At 67.4% G+C, this 25,374-nt stretch carries 20 protein-coding genes; 13 read left to right on the top strand and 7 right to left on the bottom strand.

Annotated elements, in window-relative coordinates; genetic code table 11:
• Positions 1–47 precede the first annotated feature (47 nt).
• The 3 genes from betT to ACFQGD_RS22870 are packed head-to-tail and all read right to left on the bottom strand — an operon-like array spanning position 48 to position 5,291.
• Positions 48–2,132 carry a choline BCCT transporter BetT gene (gene betT / locus ACFQGD_RS22880; RefSeq protein ID WP_345393975.1) on the bottom strand — a complete coding sequence of 695 codons (2,085 nt, stop codon included), beginning with the start codon at positions 2,130–2,132 and terminating at the stop codon, positions 48–50.
• A 7-nt stretch (positions 2,133–2,139) separates the two neighbouring features.
• Positions 2,140–3,792, bottom strand: a complete 1,653-nt coding sequence (gene betA / locus ACFQGD_RS22875; protein ID WP_345393972.1) for a choline dehydrogenase — start codon at positions 3,790–3,792, stop codon at positions 2,140–2,142.
• Positions 3,789–5,291, bottom strand: coding sequence for an aldehyde dehydrogenase family protein (locus ACFQGD_RS22870; RefSeq protein ID WP_345393969.1), 1,503 nt, complete (start codon positions 5,289–5,291; stop codon positions 3,789–3,791). Before ACFQGD_RS22870 ends, betA begins: the two co-directional genes overlap by 4 nt.
• Before the next feature lie 159 nt (positions 5,292–5,450).
• On the opposite strand from ACFQGD_RS22870, the gene ACFQGD_RS22865 reads away from it, so the two are divergent.
• Positions 5,451–6,035, top strand: coding sequence for a TetR/AcrR family transcriptional regulator (locus ACFQGD_RS22865; protein ID WP_345393966.1), 585 nt, complete (start codon positions 5,451–5,453; stop codon positions 6,033–6,035).
• Positions 6,036–6,047: 12 nt separating this feature from the next.
• Here the strand turns inward: ACFQGD_RS22865 and ACFQGD_RS22860 are convergent, their stop codons facing one another.
• Positions 6,048–6,701: an ACT domain-containing protein gene (locus ACFQGD_RS22860; RefSeq protein WP_345393963.1), complete on the bottom strand. Its 654-nt coding sequence runs from the start codon at positions 6,699–6,701 to the stop codon at positions 6,048–6,050.
• A 250-nt stretch (positions 6,702–6,951) separates the two neighbouring features.
• Here ACFQGD_RS22860 and gatC point away from each other — a divergent pair, with 250 nt between their 5' ends.
• From gatC to gatB, 3 genes are read left to right on the top strand one after another with little or no spacing between them, the layout of a single operon-like run.
• Entirely contained in the window at positions 6,952–7,257 is a 306-nt protein-coding gene (gene gatC / locus ACFQGD_RS22855; protein WP_345393961.1) for an Asp-tRNA(Asn)/Glu-tRNA(Gln) amidotransferase subunit GatC, read from the top strand.
• Positions 7,254–8,756 carry an Asp-tRNA(Asn)/Glu-tRNA(Gln) amidotransferase subunit GatA gene (gatA, locus tag ACFQGD_RS22850; protein ID WP_345393958.1) on the top strand — a complete coding sequence of 501 codons (1,503 nt, stop codon included), beginning with the start codon at positions 7,254–7,256 and terminating at the stop codon, positions 8,754–8,756. The genes gatC and gatA overlap by 4 nt, the downstream gene beginning before the upstream one ends.
• A gap of 2 nt (positions 8,757–8,758) precedes the next feature.
• Positions 8,759–10,261 (top strand): Asp-tRNA(Asn)/Glu-tRNA(Gln) amidotransferase subunit GatB, encoded by a 1,503-nt coding sequence (gene gatB / locus ACFQGD_RS22845; RefSeq protein ID WP_345393955.1) that lies wholly within the window; start codon positions 8,759–8,761, stop codon positions 10,259–10,261.
• A gap of 75 nt (positions 10,262–10,336) precedes the next feature.
• Here gatB and ACFQGD_RS22840 read toward each other — a convergent pair whose 3' ends face one another.
• Complete coding sequence (locus tag ACFQGD_RS22840; RefSeq protein ID WP_345393952.1) at positions 10,337–11,515, bottom strand: PQQ-dependent sugar dehydrogenase; 1,179 nt, start codon at positions 11,513–11,515, stop codon at positions 10,337–10,339.
• A 150-nt stretch (positions 11,516–11,665) separates the two neighbouring features.
• Between ACFQGD_RS22840 and ACFQGD_RS22835 the strand changes: the two genes are divergently transcribed.
• Entirely contained in the window at positions 11,666–12,313 is a 648-nt protein-coding gene (locus ACFQGD_RS22835) for a DoxX family protein (protein WP_345393949.1), read from the top strand.
• A 15-nt stretch (positions 12,314–12,328) separates the two neighbouring features.
• On the opposite strand, the gene ilvD is transcribed toward ACFQGD_RS22835, so the two are convergent.
• Both ilvD and ACFQGD_RS22825 read right to left on the bottom strand, forming a co-directional pair.
• Complete coding sequence (gene ilvD, locus ACFQGD_RS22830) at positions 12,329–14,200, bottom strand: dihydroxy-acid dehydratase (protein ID WP_345393946.1); 1,872 nt, start codon at positions 14,198–14,200, stop codon at positions 12,329–12,331.
• A gap of 2 nt (positions 14,201–14,202) precedes the next feature.
• Entirely contained in the window at positions 14,203–14,691 is a 489-nt protein-coding gene (locus ACFQGD_RS22825; protein WP_345393943.1) for a PH domain-containing protein, read from the bottom strand.
• Between the two features lie 426 nt (positions 14,692–15,117).
• Between ACFQGD_RS22825 and ACFQGD_RS22820 the strand changes: the two genes are divergently transcribed.
• The 8 genes from ACFQGD_RS22820 to cimA all read left to right on the top strand — a co-directional run bounded on the left by ACFQGD_RS22820 (position 15,118) and on the right by cimA (position 25,271).
• Complete coding sequence (locus ACFQGD_RS22820) at positions 15,118–16,971, top strand: acetolactate synthase large subunit (RefSeq protein WP_390183559.1); 1,854 nt, start codon at positions 15,118–15,120, stop codon at positions 16,969–16,971.
• 3 nt (positions 16,972–16,974) lie between these two features.
• Positions 16,975–17,481: an acetolactate synthase small subunit gene (ilvN, locus tag ACFQGD_RS22815; RefSeq protein WP_345393937.1), complete on the top strand. Its 507-nt coding sequence runs from the start codon at positions 16,975–16,977 to the stop codon at positions 17,479–17,481.
• A 71-nt stretch (positions 17,482–17,552) separates the two neighbouring features.
• Positions 17,553–18,545 carry a ketol-acid reductoisomerase gene (gene ilvC / locus ACFQGD_RS22810; RefSeq protein ID WP_345393934.1) on the top strand — a complete coding sequence of 331 codons (993 nt, stop codon included), beginning with the start codon at positions 17,553–17,555 and terminating at the stop codon, positions 18,543–18,545.
• Positions 18,546–18,691: 146 nt separating this feature from the next.
• Entirely contained in the window at positions 18,692–19,732 is a 1,041-nt protein-coding gene (locus ACFQGD_RS22805; RefSeq protein ID WP_345393931.1) for a fatty acid desaturase family protein, read from the top strand.
• 83 nt (positions 19,733–19,815) lie between these two features.
• Positions 19,816–20,112: a DUF397 domain-containing protein gene (locus tag ACFQGD_RS22800; protein WP_345393928.1), complete on the top strand. Its 297-nt coding sequence runs from the start codon at positions 19,816–19,818 to the stop codon at positions 20,110–20,112.
• A gap of 274 nt (positions 20,113–20,386) precedes the next feature.
• Positions 20,387–21,982: a phosphoglycerate dehydrogenase gene (serA, locus tag ACFQGD_RS22795; RefSeq protein ID WP_345393925.1), complete on the top strand. Its 1,596-nt coding sequence runs from the start codon at positions 20,387–20,389 to the stop codon at positions 21,980–21,982.
• Positions 21,983–22,185: 203 nt separating this feature from the next.
• Positions 22,186–23,235 (top strand): 3-isopropylmalate dehydrogenase, encoded by a 1,050-nt coding sequence (locus tag ACFQGD_RS22790; RefSeq protein WP_345393922.1) that lies wholly within the window; start codon positions 22,186–22,188, stop codon positions 23,233–23,235.
• 401 nt (positions 23,236–23,636) lie between these two features.
• Entirely contained in the window at positions 23,637–25,271 is a 1,635-nt protein-coding gene (gene cimA / locus ACFQGD_RS22785; protein WP_345393919.1) for a citramalate synthase, read from the top strand.
• Positions 25,272–25,374: the final 103 nt, after the last annotated feature.

Here is a 25,374-nt window from a genome sequence, read left to right as displayed (position 1 = left end):
CCGGGTTCGGGGTTCCCGGATGAGCCAGCCGAGACAGCCGAGCCGGGTCAGCTCGGCTCGGGTAGGGTCACACCGCCGATCTCGCGGTGTAGCCGCAGGAACTCCAGGTGCCGTTCGTACTGGTCCAGGATGTCGCCGATGAGCTGGTCCTTGCCGTAGCCCAGGACGTCGTAGCCCTGGCCGCCTTCGGCGAGGTACACCTCGAACCGGAAGTACGTGTCATCGGTGACCGACCGCATCGCGAACGACGGCGTCGGCACCTCGCGCGGCCACACCCGGTATACGAAGGTCTCCTCCGGCTCCATCGGCACCGTCAGGCTTATGTGTTCGACACCGCTGTCGTCGCGGCCTTCGGACACCGTGGCGTCGGCGCCCTGGGCGCGCAGCTCCTCGGCGACTTCCTCGAACGCGGGGCGAGCGACGTTGTTGACGAACGTCTGCGCCGCGCGCTTGCCCGGATAGTTCATCACCCTGGCCAGCCGCTGCCGCCAGCTGCGGTGCACGCCGCGTGGCTCGATGGTGCGCTCCGATAGCGTGACGGGCAGGCTGGACAGCATCGCGTCGTCCCGGATGCCTTCCTTGCGCAGTGCCTTGTAGAGGCCCCACATCACCAGGAACATCACGAACGAGAACGGCAGCCCCATGATGATGGTGGCGTTCGTCAGCGCGCTGACGCCGTCGACCAGCAGCATCGCCAGCGTGAGCAGGCCGGTCGCCGCCGCCCAGAACACGCGCAGCCACGGCGCGGCGTCGGTGGTTGGCGTGCGCAGGTGTGAGCTGAGGTTCGCCATCACCAGCGCGCCGGAGTCGGCCGACGTCACATAAAGCAGCAGCCCGACGAGGACCACGAGTCCCGCGCTGAAGGTCACGCCGGGGTACTGACTGAGCAGCGCGAAGAACCCTTCTTCCGGCGCGGACACCGCGGTCTCGCCGAACTCCGCGTCGCCGCCGCGGACCAGTCGTAGTGCCGCGTTGCCGAACACCGACAGGAACGCCAGCGTGAACAGGAACGGCACGATCAGTGTGGCAGCGACGAACTGCCGGATGGTGCGGCCGCGCGAGATGCGCGCCAGGAACATGCCGACGAACGGCGCCCAGGCGATCCACCAGGCCCAGAAGAACAGCGTCCACGAGTTGAGCCACGCCGTCGGCTGGTCGTAGGCGAAGGTGTCCAGCGTCATGCCGGGAAAGCGGCTGATGTAGTCGCCGATGTTCATGACGAGGGCGTTGAGCACCCGGACCGGGCTCTCGAAGATCGCTACGTAGACCATCAGCACGATCGCGAGCACAACGTTCAGCTCGGACACCCGCCGGATACCTTTGTCGACACCCGCGACGGCGGAGACGGTCGCCATCAGCACGGCGATCGCGATCAGCCCAATCTGGGTCGGCAAGCCCTGCGGCAGGTCGAACATGAAGTTCAACCCGTAGCTGAGCTGCACGACTCCGATGCCGAGCGAGACCGCGATGCCGAAGATGGTGCCGAGCATCGCGGCCAGATCGACGCCGTCACCGACGGGACCGTGGATGCGCTTGCCGATCAGCGGGTACAGCGCCGAGCGGATCGCGAGTGGCAGCCGGTGGCGGAAGGCGAAGTAGCCGAGGCCCATGCCCATCAGCGCGTACATCGCCCATCCGGTGATGCCGTAGTGGAACAACGTCCACACCACGCTCTGCCGCGCGGCTTCGACGGTTTCAGCGCTGCCGGTCGGTGGGTCGAGGTAGTGCGTCACCGGCTCAGCCACCGAGAAGAACACCAGGTCGATGCCGATTCCGGCGGCGAAGAACATCGCGCCCCAGGCGAACAAGCTGTAGTCCGGCGTCGAGTGCTGCGGCCCGAGCTTGATCTTGCCGTAGCGAGACGCGGCGATGAAGATGACGAACACCAGGAAAAGCGTCGCCGCGAGGAAGTAGTACCAGCCGAACCAGGACGAGATCCACCCGACGCCGGTTCCGATGACGTCCGCCGCGCCCGTCGGCGTGATGATCGCCCAGAGCGAGATCGCGAGGATCACGGCGGCCGAGCCGAAGAACACGACCGGCTTCAACGCGCGGTCCTTGGCGGCACCGGCCGCCTCTGGATGCTTGGCCGTAGTCGCCGCATCCGTTGGTGGGGTAGTGCTACTACTCATGGGTTCGTCACTTCTCCTGTTCTCGGTGGCGGTAATAGTCCACTGTGGAGGGAGGGAGTGGGGTGTTGCCCTGGATGAGGTCGGCGGCTTTTTCGGCGAGCATCATCACGGGGGCGTAGATGTTGCCGTTGGTCAGATACGGCATGGCGGAGGCGTCCACGACGCGTAGTCCTTCGGTGCCGTGCACTCGCATGGATTCGGGGTCGACGACCGACATGTCATCGATACCCATCTTCGCCGTGCAGGATGGGTGGTAGGCGGTCTCGGCGTCTTTGGCGACCCAGTCCAGGATCTCGGCGTCGCTTCGCACGCTGGGGCCGGGTGAGATCTCGCCGCCATTGAACTCCGCGAACGCGGGCTGCGCCATGATTTCGCGGGCGACGTGGATCGCCTCGATCCATTCCCTGCGGTCGTTGGGTGTGGAGAGGTAGTTGAACCGCAGCGCGGGTTTCTGCTTCGGGTTCGTGGACTTGATCTTGACGGTGCCGCGGACGTCGGAGTACATGGGTCCGATGTGGACTTGATAGCCGTGTTCGGCGTCCACCGGTGTGCCGTCGTAACGCACCGCGATCGGCAGGAAGTGGAACATCAGATTGGGGTAGTCGACATCGTCGTTGCCGCGCACGAAGCCGCCTGCCTCGAAGTGGTTGGTCGCGGCGGGTCCGGTGCGGCCGAACAGCCACTGCGCGCCGATCTTCGGCCGGTTGTGCAGCTTGAGCGCCGGGTTGAACGAGATCGGCTGGGTGCAGGCGTGTTGCACGTACGCCTCGAGGTGGTCCTGCAGGTTCTCGCCGACGCCGCGCAGTCCGCTGACGACGTCGATGCCGAACCGGCGCAGCTCGTCCGGGTTGCCGACGCCGGAGAGCTGCAACAACTGCGGGGTGTTGATCGCGCCACCGGAGAGGATCACCTCACCAGCGCGCACCGTACGGGTCACGCCGCCGCGGCGGTACTCGACGCCGACCGCGCGGTTGCCCTCGAACAGCACCCGGTTGACGTGCGCGAGGGTGCGCAGCGTGAGGTTCTTGCGCCGCTTGACCGGGTGGTAGTACGCCCGCGCCGACGACCAGCGGCGACCGTTGTTGATGTTGCGGTCGAAGCGAGCGAAGCCCTCCTGCTGGTAGCCGTTGACGTCCGACGTCAACGGGTAACCAGCCTGCTTCGCCGCCGACAGGAATGCGCCGAACAGCGGGTTCTTCGCCTCGCCGCGCTCTAGGATCAGCGGGCCACTGTCGCCGCGCCAGTCGTCCCCACCGGCTCGGGTGGTCTCCATCTTCTTGAAGTACGGCAGGCAGTGCGCGTAGTCCCAGTTCTTCATGCCCGGATCGGACGCCCAGCGTTCCAGGTCCATCGGGTTGCCGCGTTGGAAGATCATGCCGTTGATCGAGCTGGACCCGCCGAGCACCTTCCCCCGGCCGTGGTAGACGCGGCGGCCGCCCATGTAGGGCTCCGGCTCGGACTCGTAGCGCCAGTCGTAGAGCGGGTTGCCGATGATCATGGTCAGCGCGGCGGGCATATGAATGAACGGGTCCCAGATCCAGTCCGGCCTGCCCGCTTCCAGCACCAGCACGCTGGTGTTTGGGTCGGCGGAGAGCCGGTTGGCGAGCACGCAGCCCGCCGAGCCGCCGCCGACGATGACGTAGTCGAAGTGTTCAGTCATGCCACGTCTCCTTCGGTGTTCGCCTCGGGGCCCTTGAACCAGCGCATCGGCGCCGGACGGATGTTCTGGTAGATGTGCTTGGCTTCGCGGTACTCGTCCAGCCCGGACGGGCCGAGCTCGCGCCCAATGCCGGACTTGCCGAAGCCGCCCCACTCCGCCTGTGGCAGGTAGGGGTGGAAGTCGTTGATCCAGACGGTGCCGTGCCGCAGTGCGCCGGCGACCCGCTGCGCGCGCGAGGCATCGGACGTCCACACCGCCCCGGCAAGGCCGTAGTCGGTGTCGTTGGCCAGCCGAATCGCCTCGTCCTCGGTCTCGAACCGCTCGACGGTGACGACAGGCCCGAACACTTCGTCCTGCACGATACGCATCTCGCGGTCGCAGTCGGCGAACACGGTGGGCCGCAGGAAGTAGCCATCGGCCAGCTCCGGCTCGGTCGGACGGTGACCGCCGACGACGAGCCGCGCGCCCTCGGCCTTGGCCTGCTCGATGTGGCGCTCCACCTTGTCGCGGTGCTCGGCGGAGGACAGCGGGCCGCACTCGGTGGCGGGGTCGAGGCCGTCGCCGAGCCGGATCGCGTCGGCGCGCCGCGCCAACTCAGCCACGAACTCGTCGTGCAGGCTCGACTCGACGATCAGCCGCGAGCCCGCCGAGCACACCTGGCCGGAGTGCGCGAACGCCGCCGCGAGTGCGTAGTCGACGGCGGTGTCGAAGTCGGCGTCGGCGAAAACGACATTGGGGTTCTTCCCGCCGAGCTCCAGCGCGACGCGCTTCACGCCCTCGGCGGCCATGGCCATGATCTTCTTGCCGGTTTCCAGTCCGCCGGTGAACGAGACGAGGTCGACGTCCGGGTGGGACACCATCGGCGCGCCGACGTTGGCGCCGCCGCCGAGCACTAGATTGACTACGCCCGCTGGCACCCCCGCCTCCTCGACGAGGCGCATCAGCTCGATCGTGGTGAGCGGGGTGACCTCGCTGGGCTTCATGACGACCGTGTTGCCCGCCGCGAGGGCTGGCGCGAGCTTCCACGACATCTGGAGCAGCGGGTAGTTCCACGGCGCGATCAGCGAGCAGACGCCGACGGGTTCGTGCACGACGCGGCTGATGACGCTCGCGTCGCCGGTGTCGACGACCCGGCCCGCCTCATTGTCGGCGAGGTTGGCGTAGTAGCGGAACACGGCGGTGACGTCGTCGACGTCGACCTTGCCTTCGGTCAGCGTCTTGCCGGTGTCCAGGCTTTCGGTGCGGGCGAGGTGTTCTTTGTCACGCTGGAGCAGCCGCGCGATCTCGCGCAACAGCTCACCGCGTTCCCGGGCGGTCGTCGCGCGCCAGGGTCCGTCGTCAAACGCACGCCGGGCGGCGGCCACGGCCGCGTCGACGTCTTTCTCGTCCGCCTCGCAGACGGTGGCCAGTTCGGCGGCGGTCGCCGGGTTGAGGACGACGCGCGCCGGTGACGTTCCCGTCGTGTCGACCCAGCGGCCGTCGATGAACAGCTCGCGCATGGGCTGGTTCCTCCAGTGGTTGCTGGCATCAGATGCGTACAACCGTACACAAGATGTGTACTGGCGTCCACATCTGGGGCGCGATACGGTGGTGAGCGGAAGGTTTTGACTGGTGTTCGCAGGGATGACTCAGGGACACGGAGGGGAAAGCACACAGCGATGACGACGAGCGAGGTGCCCGTAAAGCGCAGGCAGCGCGGCCCGACCGATCCCGACCGACGGGGCCGCATCGCGCGAGCGGCCATCAAGGTGATCGGTGAGCAGGGGGTCAACGCGCTCACCCATAGGAGGGTGGCTGCCGCGGCCGAGGTGCCGCTCGGCTCGACGACGTATCACTTCGCGACCCTGGACGACCTCATCGCGGCCGCGCTGCATCACGCGGCTGACCGCAGCGTCGAGCAGCTTCGCGAGTGGGCGAACCAACTGCCACCGGACGCCGATCTGGCCGAGGCGCTGGCCGACTTCGTCATGGACTCCGTCAGCGTCAAGCGCGAGGACACCATGGCCGAGTACAACCTCTACGCGCTCGCGCTGCACCGGCCTGGGCTGCGCAAAGCCGCCGTCGACTGGGACCTCGCGTTGGCCGACGTGCTCAGCGAGCGCACCGATCCGGTGACGGGGCGCATGCTCGGCGTGCTGCTGTGCGGCTTGCTGATGCAGGCAGTGCTCAGCGACGAGCCGGAGGACAGGGCGCAGTTGGTGACGCTGCTACGCCGGGCGTTGGATGGAGCCGCAGGGGGCTGACGTCGCGCGGGGTCAGCCGTCGAGGACGACGGACACGATCCCGGCCAGATGCGCCAGCCGCGCTACCTCGGCGGCGCGGAACTGCGGGCCGCCCGGCCTGCCGACGAGCAACGCGCGGTCGGGCTTGCCCAGCGGTGTCGCGGCGAGCTCGGTGCCCAGCTCACGCCAAGTGGACGGAATCCAGTCGTCCTCGGCGTCCAGAATTGTCGCTCGTTCGAGTGGTAGCCAGGGGAGTTCGGTGATCGGCGCCTCAGGGGCGGCGCTCGACGCCGCTAGCCGTACCACCTCGTTGTTCCGGTGCCCGACGACGAGAGCCCACCCCGATCGGATGATCCTGGGCACACCGTCGGCGAGCAGCGCGAGCCCGTCCTTCGGGTTGCCCGCGATCTCCTCGACCAGCTCCAGTTCGCGGTGGGTGTCGAGCACACCCGCGTATGGGCGGACGGCGTCGACGACGACGCCCTCCACGCTCTCCGCCGCGGTGATGAGGGCGTCCGGCAGGCTGCCAGCGGGCAGGTCGACGACAAGGTCGTCGACGGCGACCCCGCTTGAGCGCTCAACGACGTCCACGCTGAGGATGTCCGCGTCGACCATGCCGAGCGCGGAAGCGACCGCGCCAAGCGATCCTGGGCTGTCCGGGAGCTGCACCCGGATCAGAAAAGACAACGCGAACCACTTCCCTGGAGTGAGGACTGCTTGCAGGTCCGAACCGTTAGACGGTGAGGACTGCTTGCAGGTCCGAACCGTTAGATGGCGAGGACTGCTTGCGGGTCCGAACCATCGGATACTGTTTACCGCAGCGAATTGTTCCAGACCGTTACGCTGGCATGGATCCGCCGTCGGACTTCCGTGCGGCGCGCCATAGACTCGGGCATCTCAAGCCCAACACGATCCGCACCATTCGGGGGTTACCCGCGTGCCCAACATTTCACGTGACGAGGTCGCGCATCTCGCCAAGCTGGCGAGACTCGGCGTCACCGACGAAGAGCTCGACACCTTCGCCCCGCAGCTCGACGTGATCCTGGAATCCGTCGCCAAGGTCAGCGAGGTTGTTGGCACGGACCAAGACGTGCCGCCGACGTCGCACGCCGTCGAGCTGACCAACGTCTTTCGCGAGGATGAGGTGCGGCAGGGCCTGACCCAGGAGCAGGCGCTCTCCGGTGCGCCCGCCGCCGAGGACGGCCGCTTCCGCGTGCCGCGCATCCTGGGGGAGGAGCAGTGAGCGTGATCAAGCAGACCGCCGCCGAGCTCGCGGCCCGCATCCACGCCGGTGAGGTCAGCTCGGTCGACGTGACCCAGGCGCACCTGGACCGCATCACCAAGGTGGACGACCAGCTCAACGCCTTCCTGCACGTCGACGCCGAGGGCGCGCTGGCGGCCGCCGCCAAGGTGGATGCCGACGTCGCGGCGGGCAAGCCGCTCGCGTCGCCGCTGGCAGGCGTGCCGCTCGCACTCAAGGACGTCATGACGACGGAGGGCGTGCCCACCACCTGCGGCTCGAAGACGCTTGAGGGCTGGCTGCCGCCGTACGACGCCACCGTCACCCGCAAGCTGCGGGAGGCTGGCGTGCCGATCCTCGGCAAGACGAACATGGACGAGTTCGCCATGGGCTCGTCCACCGAGAACTCCGCGTACGGCCCCACCCGCAACCCGTGGGACACCAGCCGCATCCCGGGCGGCTCGGGTGGCGGGTCCTCGGCCGCGATCGCGTCGTTCGAAGCGCCGTTGGCGATCGGCACCGACACCGGTGGTTCCATCCGGCAGCCGGGTGCGGTCACCGGCACCGTCGGCGTGAAGCCCACCTACGGCGGGGTGTCCCGTTATGGCCTGGTGGCGTTCTCATCGTCGCTGGACCAGGCCGGTCCGTGCGCTCGCACCGTACTGGACGCGGCGCTGCTGCACGAGGTCATCGCCGGACACGACCCAATGGACTCGACGTCGATCAACGCGCCAGTGCCGAGCGTGGTCGAGGCCGCCAAACAGGGGGCGAACGGCGACCTGACTGGCGTGAAGGTCGGCGTGGTCACCGAGTTCAGCGGTGAGGGCTACCAGCAGGGAGTGCTCGACTCGTTCCAGGCGGCCGTGGAGCAGCTACGGAACCTCGGCGCCGAGGTCGTGGAGATTTCCTGCCCGAGCTTCCGCTACGCGCTGCCGGCGTACTACCTGATCGCGCCGAGTGAGTGCTCGTCGAACCTCGCGCGGTTCGATGCGATGCGTTATGGCCTGCGCGTCGGCGATGACGGCGACCACAGTGCCGAGGAAGTCATGTCGATGTCCCGGGAGGCGGGCTTCGGTGCCGAGGTGAAGCGGCGCATCATGATCGGCACCTACGCGTTGTCGTCGGGCTATTACGACGCCTACTACGGTTCGGCGCAGCAGGTGCGCACGCTCATCACCCGCGACTTCGCGGCCGCGTACGAGCAGGTCGACGTCCTGGTGTCGCCGACGACGCCGACCACGGCGTTCAAGATCGGTGAGCGCGTGGACGACCCCATGGCGATGTATCTCGCCGACCTGTGCACCATCCCGGCCAATCTCGCGGGCAACGCCGCGATGAGTGTGCCGAGCGGGCTCGCCGCCGATGACGGGCTGCCGGTCGGCCTGCAAATTATGGCGCCCGCGCTGGCCGACGACCGGATGTATCGGGTCGCCGCCGCCTACGAGACCGCTCGCGACGCCGCGGCCGGTGGCGCGCTGATCAACCAGATCCCGGAGCTGTAACCATGACCGCTACCGCTGAAGTGCTGGACTACGACGAGGTGCTCGACCACTTCGACCCGGTGCTCGGGCTTGAGGTGCACGTCGAGCTGAACACCAAGACCAAGATGTTCTGTGGCTGCGCGAACGTCTTCGGCGGCGAGCCCAACACCCACGTGTGCCCGACGTGCCTCGGTCTTCCCGGCGCACTACCGGTGATGAACGCCCGAGGCGTGGAGTCGGCGATCCGGATCGGCCTCGCGCTGAACTGCGAGATCGCGCCGTGGTGCCGGTTCGCCCGGAAGAACTACTTCTACCCGGACATGCCGAAGAACTTCCAGACGTCGCAGTACGACGAGCCGATCGCCTTCGACGGGCACCTCGACGTCATGCTGGACGACGGTGAGGTGGTGCGCGTCGGCATCGAGCGCGCGCACATGGAAGAGGACACCGGTAAGTCGCTGCACGTCGGCGGTGCGACCGGTCGGATCCACGGCGCCGAGCACTCGCTGCTGGACTACAACCGCGCGGGCGTGCCGCTGATCGAGATCGTCACCAAGCCGATCGAGGGCATGGGTCAGCGGGCCCCTGAGGTCGCGCGGGCATACGTGACGGCGCTGCGGGAGCTGATGCTCGCGCTCGGCGTGTCCGACGTCCGCATGGACCAGGGCTCGATGCGCTGCGATGCCAACGTCTCGCTGATGCCGAAGGGAACGACGGAGTTCGGTACCCGCACCGAGACCAAGAACGTCAACTCGTTGCGCAGTGTCGAGCGTGCCGTGCGCTATGAAATGACCCGCCAGGCCGCCGTGCTGCGCGACGGCGGTTCGATCACGCAGGAGACCAGGCACTTTCAGGAGGCCGACGGCACGACGTCGCCGGGCCGGCCGAAGGAGACGTCCGAGGACTACCGTTACTTCCCCGAACCGGACCTGGTGCCGATCGCGCCGAGCAAGGAATGGGTCGATGAGCTGCGCGGTACGCTGCCCGAGCTGCCATGGCAACGGCGTAAGCGCATCCAGACCGAGTGGGGCCTGACCGACGAGGAAACCCGCGACCTGTTCAACACCGGCGCCGCCGACCTCGTGGCGATGACGGTGGACGCTGGCGCTCCCGTCGCCGAGGCACGTAGCTGGTGGGTGCAGTACCTGACGCAGCAGGCCAACACCCGCGAGGTCGAGCTTGCCGAGCTGCCGATCACACCCGCCCAGGTGGCGCGGGTGATCGCACTGATCGGTGAGGGCACGCTGACCCACAAGCTCGCGCGCGAGGTCGTGCAGGGCGTGCTCGCGGGCGAGGGCGACCCGGATGCGGTTATCGCCGCGCGCGGACTGCAAGTCGTTTCGGACGACTCCGCCTTGCTCGCCGCCGTCGATGAAGCGCTCGCCGCGCAGCCAGACGTCGTGGAAAAGATCAAGGGCGGCAAGGTGCAGGCTGCCGGCGCCATCGTCGGCGCCGTCATGAAGGCGACCAAGGGCCAGGCGGACGCCAAGCGCGTCCGCGAGCTGATCCTGGAGCGCTGCCAGTAGGCACCCCAGGCGTGGCGATCTTGAGCGTTTCTGTCGCGATCGCAGCCAGAAACGCTCAAGATCCACGGCGGCGGGTCAGTCCTTCCCGCCGCCTCCGCCTTCCGGCTGGATCGGTAGCAGTACCACGCGGTCATCGCTGGACACCGGCGTGCCGCCGTCCTTGTTCACCGTTCCCGCGACGGCGATGCTTTCGGTGAGCACGCTCAGCCCGGACAACCTGCCGTAGCCATCCTCGCCATCGAGGGCCACGGTCGGCTTGCCGGTTACCGCCCCGCGTTCGTCGATCGGCAGGAACTGGAGGCTTCCCGCGATCGACGTCGTGATCGTGACGCCCTGGCCCGTGTCTACGCACCCCGCGACGCCCGGCTTGGTGCGCCAACTCCACGCGGCGGTGTCTAGTTTTTCGCCAGGCACCACCTCGTACAGCGCGTCCGCGTTGTCGGCTCGGTCGGTGACCCAGGTGCGGGAGCCATCCGCCGAGGTGCATACCCCACCGGGGGCGTGCAGGCCGGTGGCGACGACGCGGGAGCCCGGGCTCGGGTTGCCGGGTGCTGGGTTTCCCGAGGTATCGATGCGCAGTACCTTTCCCGCTAGCGAGGCCGAATCGCTCGCGGAGGCCCGACCGCCCGCGTCACCCGTGGCGACCAGCAGCGCGCCGGTGTTGTCCGGTGCGAGCACGCCCCGGTTTCCGGTGTCGCCCTTCGGAATTCCGGTCAGCACGGGGCTCGGTCGTTGGCCGGGCGCGAACCGCACCACGCGATTGTCCTTCGCCGTGGTGATGTAGGCGTAGACGAGTTGGTCCTCGTTGTACGTCGGGGACAGCGCGAGCCCGGTCAGCCCGCCATCGCCTGCCGCCGACACGTTCAATTCCGTGATCACCCGCGGCTCCTTGCCGCGCTCTACCCGCAGCACGCGACCGGTGCGGCGCTCGCCCGCGATCGCCGTCGGCACCTTGGTGCCCGCGATGGCGGCTACGGCGGTGACGGTGTCGAGACACGTGGCGATCACGGCCGGGTCGTGGTCCGTGCAGCCGTCCGGCGGCGGGATGTCGCGCTGCCGCCGTTCCGACCCGGTAGGCGGCGGAGTCTCACCTTCCGGTTGGGGGCCCTGTTCCGCGGTCAGCTCGGGCGGCGTGTGCCACGCCGTCTCGGACGCCGCGGTGTCGTCGAACTCCGCGCAGCCACTGAGTACCAGCGCGACCGAAGTAGCCAGCACCAGGTGACCGCGACGCAGGGGCCGGTGTCGGATCCGCACGGATACCGAGCCTACGGCGGCGGCCGTGAATGTCTCGTGAGTGGCGCCGCGCCTCACAGCCGAGTCGGCCACCCTATTGGGGTAAGAAGGCACGCCGAATTGCCACCGTGAGTGTCCAATCACACCCGTTATTGGCTAATGTGGCCGCCCATGAGCACACACGACGAGCTCTACGGTCAGGAAAGCGCCCACGAACCCAGTCCGGGTGGCCGCCGCCATCGCGACGAGCCAGCGCATCTGCTCAACGATTACGACTCGGTCGAACCGGAACCGGAACCCGTCACCAGATGGCACGCCGGGCTCGACTTCGGTCTGCTGATCCTGCGGATCGCGGTCGGCGGCACGGCGTTGCTGCACGGGCTGTACCGCTTCGGCATGTTCGGCGGGCCCGGCATGGACGGCGTCGCGAACGGGCTTGCCGCGAACGGCTTCACCAGCCAGTCGACGATCCTCGCGTACCTGCTCGGGATCACCGAGGTTGGCGCGGGTGGCCTGCTCGTGCTCGGCATGTTCACACCACTGGTGGCCGCCGCGGTGCTCTCGATCAACGCCACGGCGGTGTATCTGCATCGCGAAATCGGCTACTTCCCACTGGTACAGGTCGACGGCGCGCAGCTACCTGGCTACGCCTTCCCGCTGATGACAGGGGCAGCCGCGCTGGCATTGCTGTTCACGGGGCCGGGCAGGATCGCGATCGACGTCGCCACGACGTGGCGGCGCAAGCCCGTCCCGTTCGGGATCGTCGGCGTGCTGCTCGCCGCGGGCGCGGTTGTCGCGGTGCTCATGCTCTTCCGCTGAGGTCGCGGCCCGCTCCTACAGGCTCGGGTCGCGCACCGCGCCGGTGTCGGCGGACGTCGCCAGCCGTGCGTAGGCCCGCAGCGCCTTGGTTACCGGGCGGTTCCGGTCCACCGGCTGCCACGGGTTCTCGGACGCCTCCATCTTGGCGCGGCGTTCGGCGAGGACGTCGTCGTCCACGAGCAACGACAGCCTGCGCTCGCGGACGTCGATGAGGATCTGGTCGCCGTCCTCGACCAGCCCGATGGCACCACCGGCGGCGGCCTCCGGCGAGATGTGGCCGACCGAGATGCCCGATGAGCCACCGGAGAATCGGCCGTCGGTGATCAGCGCGCACTTCTTGCCGAGGCCGGATCCCTTGAGGAACGCCGTCGGGTGCAGCATCTCCTGCATCCCCGGACCGCCTGACGGACCCTCGTAGCGCACCACGAGTACCTCACCCGGCTGGAGCTGCTTGCCGAGGATGACCGACACGGCCTGCTCCTGGCTCTCCACGACTCGGGCCGGGCCCTGGAAGCGCCACAGCTCCTCCTCGATGCCCGCCGACTTGATCACGGCTCCGTTCTCCGCGAGGTTGCCGCGTAGCACCGCGAGTCCGCCGTCGGCGGTGTAGGCGTGCGCGACGTCGCGGATGCAGCCGCCCTCGGCGTCGGTGTCCAGGCTGGACCAGCGGTTCTCGGTGGAGAACGCCCGCGTGGTGCGCACCCCGCCTGGTGCGGCGTGGAAGAGCTCCACCGCCCGGTCGCTGGGGTTCGCCGCGCGAATGTCCCACTCGCCGAGCCACTGCTCCAACGACGGCGAGTGCACCGCGCGCACCCCGGTGTTGAGCAGCCCGCCCCGGTGCAGTTCGCCCAGGATCGCCGGGATGCCACCGGCTCGGTGGACGTCTTCCATGTGGTAGCTGATCTCTTTCCCGTCCGGCCCAAGCGCGATGTTCGGCGCGACCTTCGACAGGCACGGGACGCGCTTGCCGATCGCGTCGATGTCGTCGATGGTGAACTCGATCTCGCCCTCCTGGGCGGCGGCGAGGATGTGCAGCACGGTGTTCGTGGAGCCACCCATCGCCATGTCGAGGGCCATCGCGTTCTCGAACGCTTCTCGGTTGGCGATGGCGCGGGGCAGCACCGACTCGTCATCGTCGCGGTAGTAGCGCGTCGCCAACTCCACCACGGTGCGTCCGGCGTCCGAGAACAAGTCGCGGCGCAGCGCGTGGGTGGCCAGCGTCGAACCGTTGCCCGGCAGCGCGAGGCCGAGGGCCTCGGTCAGGCAGTTCATCGAGTTCGCGGTGAACATCCCGGAGCAGGAGCCGCACGTCGGGCACGCCGAACGCTCCACTTCGGACAGCCCGTCGTCGTCGACGGCGCTGTTCGCGGACGCCGCGATGGCGGTGATCAGGTCGGTCGGGGCGTGCGCGACACCCTCGACAACGACCGCCTTGCCCGCCTCCATCGGCCCGCCGGAGACGAACACCGTGGGCACGTTCAGCCGCATCGCGGCGTTGAGCATCCCCGGCGTGATCTTGTCGCAGTTCGAGATGCACACCAGCGCGTCGGCCTGGTGCGCGTTGACCATGTACTCCACCGCGTCGGAGATGACCTCGCGCGACGGCAGCGAGTACAGCATCCCGGAGTGGCCCATGGCGATGCCGTCGTCGACGGCGATGGTGTGGAACTCGCGCGGCACCCCGCCCGACTCGCGGACGCCTTCGGCCACGATGTCGCCGAGGTCGCGCAGGTGCACGTGGCCGGGCACGAACTGGGTGTAGGAGTTGGCGATGGCCACGATCGGCTTGCCGAAGTCGCTGTCTGTCATGCCGGTGGCGCGCCATAGCGAGCGGGCGCCTGCCGCGTTGCGGCCGTGGGTGGTGGTGCGGGAGCGCAGTTCGGGCATCGTTACTCCTGGGAAGGTGCCTGCTGATCCTGCTCTGACGACGTAGAAGGCTCAGCCGACTCATCCGGCGCGGTTTCGCGTGACGTCGGGTCGGTGACGTACCCGCCGCTGACGTAGGCGAGCACGGGCAGGTGCCTGGTGCGCACGGTCGGCAGGCGCACTTCGGAGTCGTCGGTGAGTACGGCACGGACCTGGGCGCGCGAGGTGATCGACAGTCCCTTCAGCTCCGACCAGGCCAGTCGCCTGCTGCTGAAGAAGGTCCGTGTGGTGAGCCCGTCGGCGTCGGCCACGGTTCGCGTGCGCACAACCCAGACGATGTAGGAGATCGGAAGCAAGTACACCGGGGTGAGCCAGAAAGCTGACCACGCCACCGGCGTAGCACAGATCATCACGAAGAACGCGGCGAAGATCGTGACGCCTGGCATTCGGAAGACGGCGCGCTTCGGGGTCGCCGGGGCGGACTCTGACTCACTGTGCGGGGTACTGCTCACTCGTAGATGGTGCCGTGACAGGCGAAATCGGGTACGGGCGGGGTGCCGTTGCGTGGCGGTGCTCTCAGTATACGGGAGCACGATCCCGCAGAGTTGACACTCGGCCGCGCGGGCCAGTAGCGTTCGGGACGTGGAACAGCTGACGAGCCTCGTAGTACTTCTTTCGCGCGTCGACGCGTGAAAGAAGCCTGTTGGCTGCGTCGACGCGCGACCCTCGTGCGACCTTTCGGTCGGCGGGGGTTTTTTCGTTGGACGCTGTTTCGCGACTCGGATGACCACAACCGGCTATCGACAGACCGCTGGCGATAGTCACGCGGGATGAAGGGAGACCGGGAACGGTGAATGGCCCTGAAAGGCCCGCGCTTCCGAACCCGGCACCATAAGCGATAATCAAACTCGGTAACCACGACCAACGAGGCAGATCCGATGACAAGCGCCACCTCGCGGCCGAGTTCGCGCGCAGGGCAGGAGCCCGCCGCGCGCGAGGCGAAGCCAGGTACTCGACCCAAGCCAGCACCACCGGCAGGTGCTCCCGTACGGCTCACCGGCGCGCAGTCGCTGGTGCGCTCGCTGGAAGCGGTCGGTGTGGAGGTCGTTTTCGGGATTCCGGGTGGGACGATCCTGCCCGCCTACGACCCGCTGCTTGACTCGACCAAGGTGCGTCACGTGTTGGTCCGGCATGAGCAGGGCGCGGGTCACGCGGCGACGGGGTATGCGCAGGCGACCGGCAAGGTCGGTGTCTGCATGGCGACCTCTGGGCCGGGCGCGACGAATCTTGTCACTCCATTAGCTGACGCTCATATGGATTCCGTTCCGGTCGTGGCGATCACTGGGCAGCAGACGCGCGCGCTGATCGGTACGGACGCATTCCAGGAAGCGGACATTTGCGGCATCACCATGCCGATCACGAAGCACAATTTCTTGGTCACCGATCCGGCTGATATTCCGGCCGCGATCGCCGAGGCATTCCATCTGGCGAGTACCGGTAGGCCGGGTCCGGTGCTCGTCGACATCCCGAAGGACGTCTTGCAGGAGCAGACCGCCTACGTCTGGCCACCGGAGATGCAGTTGCCCGGTTACCGGCCGACGCTGCGTCCGCACGGTAAGCAGGTGCGCGAGGCGGCGCGGTTGATGATGTCGGCGCGGCGCCCGGTGCTGTATGTCGGTGGTGGTGTGATCAAGGCGAAGGCGTCCGAGCAGTTGCGGACGCTGGCCGAGCTGACCGGAATCCCGGTGGTGACGACGCTGATGGCGCGGGGGGCGTTCCCGGACTCGCACGCGCAGCATCTCGGCATGCCCGGCATGCACGGCACGGTGGCAGCGGTCGCCGCGATGCAGCGCTCGGATCTGCTTGTGGCGCTCGGCGCCCGGTTCGATGACCGAGTGACCGGCCAGCTGTCGTCGTTCGCTCCGGACGCGCAGGTCGTCCACGCCGACATCGACCCGGCGGAGATCTCGAAGAACCGCAAGGCGGACGTGCCGATCGTCGGGGACTGCGCGGAGATCATCAACGAGCTGATCGCCGCCGTGAAAGCCGAGATCGATCGTGAGGGCGAGCGCAAGTACGACGCGTGGTGGACCCAGATCGAGGCGTGGCGGGACACTTACCCAGCTGGCTACGACTGGCCGACCGACGGCTCGCTCGCGCCGCAGTACGTGATCGAGCGGATCGGTGAGCTTGTCGGTCCGGATGCGCTTTACGCCGCGGGTGTTGGTCAGCATCAGATGTGGGCGGCGCAGTTCATCGGGTATGAGAAACCGGGCACCTGGATCAACTCCGGTGGCCTTGGCACGATGGGTTTCGCGGTGCCCGCGGCCATGGGCGCGAAGTTCGCGTATCCGGACAAGCAGGTGTGGGCCATCGACGGAGACGGGTGTTTCCAGATGACCAACCAGGAGTTGGCCACCTGCGCGATCGAGGGCGCGCCGATCAAGGTCGCGGTCATCAACAACGGCAACTTGGGGATGGTGCGGCAGTGGCAGAACCTGTTTTACGCCGAGCGCTACTCCAGCACCGATCTCGGCACGCACGCCCACCGCATCCCGGACTTCGTGCTGCTGGCGGAGTCGATGGGCTGTGTCGGGTTGCGGTGTGAGTCCAAGGACGAGGTCGACGATGTGATCAAGAAGGCGATGGACATCAACGACCGGCCGGTCGTCATCGACTTCATCGTCGGCAAGGACGCTCAGGTGTGGCCGATGGTCGCCGCCGGGACCGGCAACGACGAGATCATGGCCGCCCGAGGCATCCGCCCCCTCTTTGAAGACGACGAGGTGTAAGACGTGAGCAGCCATACCCTAAGCGTGCTGGTGGAGAACAAGCCAGGCGTGCTCGCGCGTGTGGCGGGCCTGTTCTCGCGGCGCGGGTTCAACATCGAATCGCTGGCTGTCGGCCCGACCGAGAACCCGGAAGTCTCGCGGATGACGATCGTCGTCGCCGTTGAGGAGCTGCCACTGGAGCAGGTGACCAAGCAGCTCAACAAGCTCGTCAACGTCATCAAGATCGTCGAGCTTGACCCGCAGACCTCGGTGCAGCGAGAGCTGCTACTGGTCAAGGTGCGCGCCGACGCGACGGTGCGCAGCCAGGTGCTGGAGACGGTGCAGCTGTTCCGCGCGAAGGTGGTCGACGTCTCGCCCGAGGCGCTGACCGTCGAGGCGACCGGTACCGCCGACAAGATCAACGCGCTGCTGCGCATGCTTGAGCCCTACGGGGTCCGCGAGCTGGTGCAGTCGGGCATGGTCGCCGTCGGCCGGGGGGCGAAGTCCATCACGGCCACGTCGACCCGCTAGTCAGACTGGCCGCCACGCGGTGCGCGTCTGGCGGCCGAATGCTTAAGCAGGAAAGGAAGTAAGCAGCCCTCATGGCAGTGGAAATGTTCTACGACGACGACGCCGACCTCGGCATCATCCAGTCCCGTAAGGTGGCCGTCATCGGCTACGGCAGCCAGGGGCACGCGCACGCGCTTAGCCTGCGCGACTCCGGGGTCGACGTGCGCGTCGGTCTGCCGGAGACCTCCAAGTCCCGCGCCAAGGCGGAGGAAGAGGGCCTGCGGGTGGTCACGCCGTCCGAGGCGGCGGCGGAGGCCGACGTGATCATGATCCTCGCGCCCGACACCGCGCAGCGGAAGATCTACGCCGAGGACATCGCGCCGAACCTGAAGTCGGGTGACGCGCTGTTCTTCGGCCACGGCTTCAACATCCGCTACGGCCTGATCCAGCCGCCGTCGGACGTCGCCGTGGCGATGGTCGCCCCGAAGGGCCCTGGCCACCTCGTGCGTCGCCAGTTCGTCGACGGCAAGGGCGTGCCGTGCCTGATCGCCGTCGAGCAGGACCCGGACGGCAAGACGGAGGCGCTGGCGCTGTCCTACGCCGCCGGCATCGGCGGCGCGAGGGCGGGCGTCATCAAGACGACGTTCAAGGAAGAGACCGAGACCGACCTGTTCGGTGAGCAGGCGGTGCTCTGCGGTGGCATCAGCGCGCTGATCCAGAACGGCTTCGAGGTGCTCACCGAGGCGGGCTACGCCCCGGAGATCGCCTACTTCGAGGTGCTGCACGAGGTGAAGCTGATCGTGGACCTGATCTACGAGGGCGGCATCGCCGGGCAGCGCTACTCGGTGTCCGACACCGCGGAGTACGGCGACCTCACCCGTGGCCCCCGGGTCATCGGCCCTGAGGTCAAGGAGAACATGCGCAAGATCCTGGGCGAGATCCAGGACGGCACCTTCGCCAAGGAGTGGGTGGCGGAGGACGAGGCAGGCCGCCCGAACTTCACCAAGCTCGCCGAGCAGGGCGCGCGGCACCCGATCGAGGAAGTCGGCAAGAAGCTGCGTGGCCTGATGGCCTGGATGAAGTAACCCAATGAGATAGCACCGCGGTAGCGCGGAACACAGCCGAAGGGCGGCATCACCACGGTGGGTGCCGCCCTTCGGTTATTGTTTGACGCTTCGGCCGCGTATCGGCGTACCGTGGGAAGTGGCTGGGGTTCCAATACGAAATCTAGGTGACTCCCATTACTTCCTCCACTACCACGGCTATACCCGCTCGGAAACCGAGCGACTTCGCCGAGCTGTCCCGCAGCATCCGATCCGCTGGCCTGCTCAAACGTAGGTACGGTTACTACGCGGTCAGGATCGGCGTGAACCTGCTGATGCTGGGCGGGGCATGGGTCGCCTTCGCCTTCATCGGCAACTCCTGGTGGCAGCTGTTCATCGCGGCATTCCTCGCGATCGTGTTCGCACAGCTCGCCTTCATCGGCCATGACGCGGGTCACAAGCAGATCTTTCGCAGCAAGAAGCTCAATGATGTCCTCGGCTACATGCACGGCGGGCTGGTCGCGCTCAGTTATGGCTCCTGGGTCAAGCAGCACAACCAGCACCACGCCAATCCGAACCACGAGGGTTCCGACCCCGATATCGAGATTCCCGCGCTGGCGTTCACCAATGGCCAGGCGGGTGCCAAGCGTGGTGTGCTGCGGTGGATCGCGAAGCACCAAGCGGTGCTGTTCTTCCCACTGTTGCTGCTCGAAGGGCTGAATCTGCGCGTCGGCGGCGCAGTCGCGATTCTGCGCGGCCAGGTGCGTCTCCGTGCCCTCGAGGCAGCGCTCATGGTCGTCCACATCGCCGTCTACACGACGGTGCTGTTCCTTGTCCTGTCACCGGGGGTCGCGGTGCTGTTCATCGTCGTGCACCAGGGGTTGTGGGGCGTGTATATGGGCTGCTCGTTCGCACCCAACCACAAGGGCATGCCGACGATCGCCGATGGGCAGAAGCTGGACTTCCTGCACAAGCAGGTACTGACCTCGCGCAACGTGCGCGGTGGTCGCGTTGTCGACTTCGTTCTTGGCGGGCTGAACTACCAGATCGAGCACCACCTGTTCCCGACCATGCCGCGACCCAACCTGCGGCACGCGCAGCGGATCGTGCGACGGTTCTGCGCTGAGCACGGCATTTCCTACAGTCAGTGTGGGTTGTTCCGCTCCTACGGCCACGTATTGCGGTACTTGCACCAGATCGGGGCACCCCTGCGGGTACGGACGGTGTAGCGCCGTACGACCGAACACCGCGATCGCGTTGCGGTTCGTCGCGCATGCTGTGAGCTGGGCCGATGCGGGCTACGGTGACCGGCATGACGGACGAGCCTTGGGGCGAGACCGACGCCGAGGGGCGTGCCGACGGCGCTGACGACAAGGCCGCGCTGCGAGACGAGATCGACCTCAGCGGGGCGGACTGGCATCGTCCTGTCGCGGCGGGGGACACCCCGGCCGCCGTCGGTGAGCCGTTCGAGATCGCTTTCGTGCCGCACACCGACGGGCTCACCTACGTGGCGCTCCGGCAGGCCGACACCACTCTGATCTTTACTCCAAGTGAGTGGCGTGCGTTCGTCGCTGGCGCCAAGGACGGCGAGTTCGACACGCCGTGGTGACAGCGGCTCGGCACGACGTCGGTGAACGGCGTCCCCGCTGGTCGGAGCCGCATCCCAGCGTGTGGAACGCCGTGTGGTCGATTACCACTGGTCACGCCCCCTGATGCGGTGGTTTCGCACACACCGGCGCTCAAGGGTCGAATGGGATTGGTCTGCTGGCTAGACTCACCCCCGTGCGCGTTACACCGTGGTAACGCGCCGCGAGAGGTTCCCAGCGCCCGCTGAGCGCGCTCTCGCCATTCCTGTGCACGCCACAACCGACCGGAGTCGTTTCGTGACCAGCGCTACTCGCCCTGTTGTCCTGCTCGCTGAGAAACTCGCGCCGTCCGCCGTTGAGGTGTTCGGTGATGAGGTGGAGATCCGACGTGTCGATGGCACCGACCGGCCCGCGCTGCTGGAGGCGGTCGCGGACGCGGACGCGTTGTTGGTGCGGTCGGCGACGAAGGTGGATGCCGAGGTGCTTGCCGCGGCGACCAAGTTGAAGGTGGTCGCGCGCGCCGGTGTCGGCCTCGACAATGTTGAGGTTTCTGCCGCGACCGAGCGCGGTGTGATGGTGGTCAACGCGCCGACGTCGAACATCGTGTCGGCGGCTGAGCACGCTGTCGCGCTGTTGCTGTCGGTGTTGCGCCGGGTGCCCGCCGCGAATGAAAGTTTGCAGGGTGGGGAGTGGAAGCGTTCCTCCTACACCGGTGTCGAGCTCAACGGTAAGACCGTAGGTGTTGTGGGGCTTGGCAAGATTGGTCAGCTGTTCGCGCACCGTGTCGCGAGCTTCGACACCGAGCTGATCGCCTACGACCCGTACGTTTCGGCCGCGCGTGCCAAGCAGTTGGGCATCGAGCTGGTCTCGCTGGACGAGCTGCTCTCGCGTGCCGATGTCATTTCGATCCACCTGCCGAAGACACCGGAGACCAAGGGGTTGATCGACGCTGACGCGTTGGCCAAGACCAAGCAGGGTGTGGTGGTGATTAACGCCGCCCGTGGTGGCCTTGTTGATGAGGAGGCGCTGGCCAAGGCGGTGGCCGACGGTCACGTCGGTGGTGCCGGTGTGGATGTGTTCGCGACCGAGCCGACCACGTCGAGTCCGCTGTTCGGGTTGCCGAACGTGGTCGTCACCCCGCATCTGGGTGCGTCCACGGTGGAGGCGCAGGATCGGGCGGGTACCGATGTGGCGAAGTCGGTCAAGCTCGCGCTGCGGGGTGACTTCGTGCCGGACGCGGTGAACGTGGCCAGCGGTGTCGTCTCCGACGAGCTGCGGCCATACCTGCCGTTGACGCAGAAGCTTGGCACCGTGCTGTCGGCGTTCTCGACGAAGCCGCCGACGTCGATCACCGTGCAGGTGTCGGGTGAGCTGGCCAGCGAGGACGTTAGCGTGTTGCCGCTGGCCGCGCTGCGGGGTGCGTTTGACACCGTGGTCGAGGACCAGGTCACGTTCGTCAACGCGCAGCGGCTCGCCGACGACCTTGGTGTCAGCGTCGAGGTGACCACCCAGCCGGAGAGTGTCATCTACCGCAGCGAGGTCACGTTGCGCGCGGTGCACGCCGACGGCACCGCGCACTCGGTGTCGGGTGCTATCACCGGTTTGGACGAGGTGGAGAAGCTGGTCGAGGTCAACGGCCGCCACTTCGACATCCGCGCCGAGGGCCACATGCTGCTGCTGGAGTACCCGGACCGCCCAGGTGTGATGGGCCGTGTGGGGACGCTGCTCGGCGAGGCGGGTGTGAACATCGAGGCCGCGCAGATCAGCCAGACCACCGAAGGCTCGGACGCCGTCATGCTGCTGCGCGTCGACCGCGCCGTCGACGCCGACGTCCTCAGCCCTATCGGCTCCACCGTCGGCGCGTCGACCGTGCGGGCCGTCACCTTCCCCTGACACCCACGTTGGCTACGCCGCCGTGCCGTTGATCACGGTGGCGGGACTACCGGATCGCAGTGCGCTGCCCCTTTTGAGTGATGCGCACTGCGATCTCGGTCTCTGCCAGGGGTGGCGAGGTTACGGATGGTGTGTCGGACCGGTAACCTGCCGTGGCTGGGGAAGCCGGACGACGTACAGGCCTTAGTACATGGAGGTGTTGGATGCGGCTCGCGGTGATCCCGGGTGACGGGATCGGGCCCGAGGTTGTGACCGAGGCGTTGAAGGTGCTCGCCGAAGTCGCGCCATCGGCGTTCGACTTGGAGACCACCAGTTACGACCTCGGTGCGGCACGCTGGCATTCCACCGGCGAGCTGCTTCCCGAGTCGGTGCTCGGTGAGCTCCGGCAGCACGACGCCATCCTGCTCGGCGCGGTCGGCGACCCCACGGTGCCGAGCGGCATTCTGGAGCGCGGCCTGCTGCTGCGGTTGCGGTTCGAGCTCGACCACCATGTCAATTTGCGCCCGGCCCGGCTGTACCCCGGTGTGCGCGGCACGATCATGGATCCTGGCGAGATCGACATGATCGTCGTCCGCGAGGGCACCGAGGGCCCGTACGTCGGTAATGGCGGCATCCTCCGCAAAGACACCGAGCACGAGATCGCCACCGAGGTCAGCCTCAACACGGCGTTCGGCATCAAGCGAGTTGTCTCTGACGCCTTCGCGCGGGCGGCCCAGCGTCCCCGGCGGCACCTCACGCTGGTGCACAAGACAAACGTGCTCACCCACGCCGGGTCGTTGTGGTCGCGGATCGTCGAGGAGGTGTCGCTGCAGCATCCCGAGGTCACGGTCGAGTACCAGCACGTTGACGCGGCGACGATCCACATGGTCACCGACCCGTCGCGGTTCGACGTTGTCGTCACCGATAACCTGTTCGGCGACATCATCACCGACCTCGCGGCAGCGATCACCGGTGGAATCGGCCTCGCCGCGTCCGGGAACCTCGACGTCACCAGGGCCAACCCGAGCATGTTCGAGCCGGTCCACGGCAGCGCCCCTGACATCGCGGGCCAGGGCATCGCGGACCCGACGGCCGCCGTGCTTTCGGTCTCGCTGCTGCTCGACCACCTCGGCTACAAGGAGGCCGCGCGCAGGATCGAGGCATCGGTGGCGTTCGACCTGGCAACCCGAGACCACACCTCGCCGGGAACAACCAAGGCCATCGGCGACCGGTTGGCCGCCCTGGTCTCCTCCAACGTCCGCGAAGGCGCCTAGCGCCGGGCGGGGGCACCTGCCGTGTGCGCCGTGTCCCCCGTTCCCGACGCCGTGTCTGGCATTCGCGACCATCGACGTCGGCCGTGATGTCGCACACAGCCATCCGAGTGTCGGGCACGACGTCGGGAACGCGGAACACGGCGTCATGCAGGGGGGACACGGCGTACTGAGCGGGGGACACGACAGCCCCGAGAGTGAAACACCCGGGTCTGGCTATGGGACACGACGTGGGTGTGGCATGATGTCGCCATGACGTCCATTGGCCACGTCGCCGCGATCATTATTCGCAAGCGCGCCGAGTAGGTACTCGACAACGAGCCCTCGGCGCGCTGACCTCTCGCATTCCGCGGGAGGTTTTTTTGTTGCCACCGACAAGCGGCCAGATGACCCAGGAGTGACCTGTGAACCGAACGGAACCCGCCGATACGCCCCTTGGTGACGCCTTCCACGTGTACGACACCACCCTGCGCGACGGTGCGCAGCGTGAGGGGATCTCGTACTCGGTCACCGACAAACTGGCCGTCGCGCGGCTGCTCGACGAACTCGGCGTTGGTTTTATCGAAGGCGGCTGGCCAGGCGCGCTACCCAAGGACACCGAGTTCTTCGCGCGGGCAAGCCAGGGTGAACTGGCATTGAAACACGCTGCCCTCGTCGCGTTTGGCTCCACCCGTAAAGCGAGCACCAACGCGTCCGATGACGCTCAGGTCAGAGCGTTGCTGGATTCCCAGGCGCCGGTGATCACGCTGGTCGCGAAGTCCGATCGCCGCCACATCGAGCGTGCGCTGCGGGTCGACGTCGCTGAGGCATGTGAGATGGTGCGGGACACGGTGTCGTTCCTGGTCAGCGAAGGCCGCAGGGTCTTTCTGGACGCCGAGCACTTCTTCGACGGCTATGCCTTCGACCCGGACACCGCGCTCCGAGTGCTCATGGCGGCCGGCGAGGGGGGCGCTGACGTCGCCGTCCTGTGCGACACCAACGGCGGGCAACTTCCCCTCGGCATCGCCGAGACGGTGCGTGAGGTGGCCGACAAGACCGGGCTGCGGCTCGGCATTCACTGCCAGGACGACACCTCGTGCGCGGTGGCCAACAGCGTCGCCGCGGTACAGGCCGGTGCCACGCACGTGCAGTGCACCGCCAATGGCTACGGCGAGCGGGCCGGTAACGCCGACCTGTTCGCCGTGATCGGGAACTTGGTGACCAAGCTCGACATGGATGTGCTGCCCACCGGCGGCGCCGCCGAGCTCACCCGCGTCTCCCATGCCCTTGCCGAAATCGCGAACATCGCACCCGACACCCACCAGGCATACGTCGGAGCATCGGCCTTCGCTCACAAGGCGGGGCTGCACGCGAGCGCGATCAAGGTGGATCCGTTGTTGTACAACCACATCGATCCATCCGTCGTCGGCAACGACATGCGGGTACTCGTCACCGAGATGGCTGGCAGGGCCAGCCTTGAGCTCAAGGGACGTGAGCTCGGGGTTGACCTCGCCAGCCAACCCACCGCCCTGACCAACGTCGTCGAGAAGGTGAAGACGCTTGAGGCGAAAGGGTGGTCCTTCGAGGCCGCAGACGCCTCACTGGAGTTGCTGCTCCGCCGCGCGATGGATGACGACGGCGACGGCTTGGGTGACGCCCTCGCTCCCGAGGCGCCGTTCGAGCTGGAGTCCTACCGGGTTGTGCTCGACCACCGCTCCGACGGCGAGGTGATCTCCGAGGCGACGGTGAAGGTGCACGTCGCGGGGGAGCGGGTGATCGCAACGGCCGAGGGCAACGGTCCGGTGAACGCGCTGGACGCCGCGCTGCGCAAGGCGCTGTCACCCAGTCTCGCCTGGTTGGACAGCGTCGAGCTCGCCGATTACAAGGTGCGCATCCTGCCCGGCATGCATGGCACCGACGCCGTCACTCGCGTGCTGATCGAGAGCTCCGATCGCGAGCGCGAGTGGACCACGGTCGGCGTGCACGAGAACATCGTCGAGGCCAGTTGGTTGGCGCTGTGCGACGCACTGGTCCACAAAGCCATGCGGGTGGCTTTCTGAACAGGGCATTCTCGCTGAGTGTGTTGGAGCTCAGCGGCAGTAGAGAAGACCCCGCCCCTCAGGTGAGGCGGGGTCTTCTGTGTCCCGTGGAGGTCGTATTGGG

Origin of the sequence: Haloechinothrix salitolerans, from assembly GCF_042662605.1 — a bacterium.
In the GTDB taxonomy this organism is placed as follows: Bacteria; Actinomycetota; Actinomycetes; order Mycobacteriales; family Pseudonocardiaceae; genus Haloechinothrix_A; species Haloechinothrix_A salitolerans.
The sequence above is the reverse complement of the archived record's forward strand: the minus strand, read 5'-3'. Positions and strand labels throughout refer to the sequence as shown.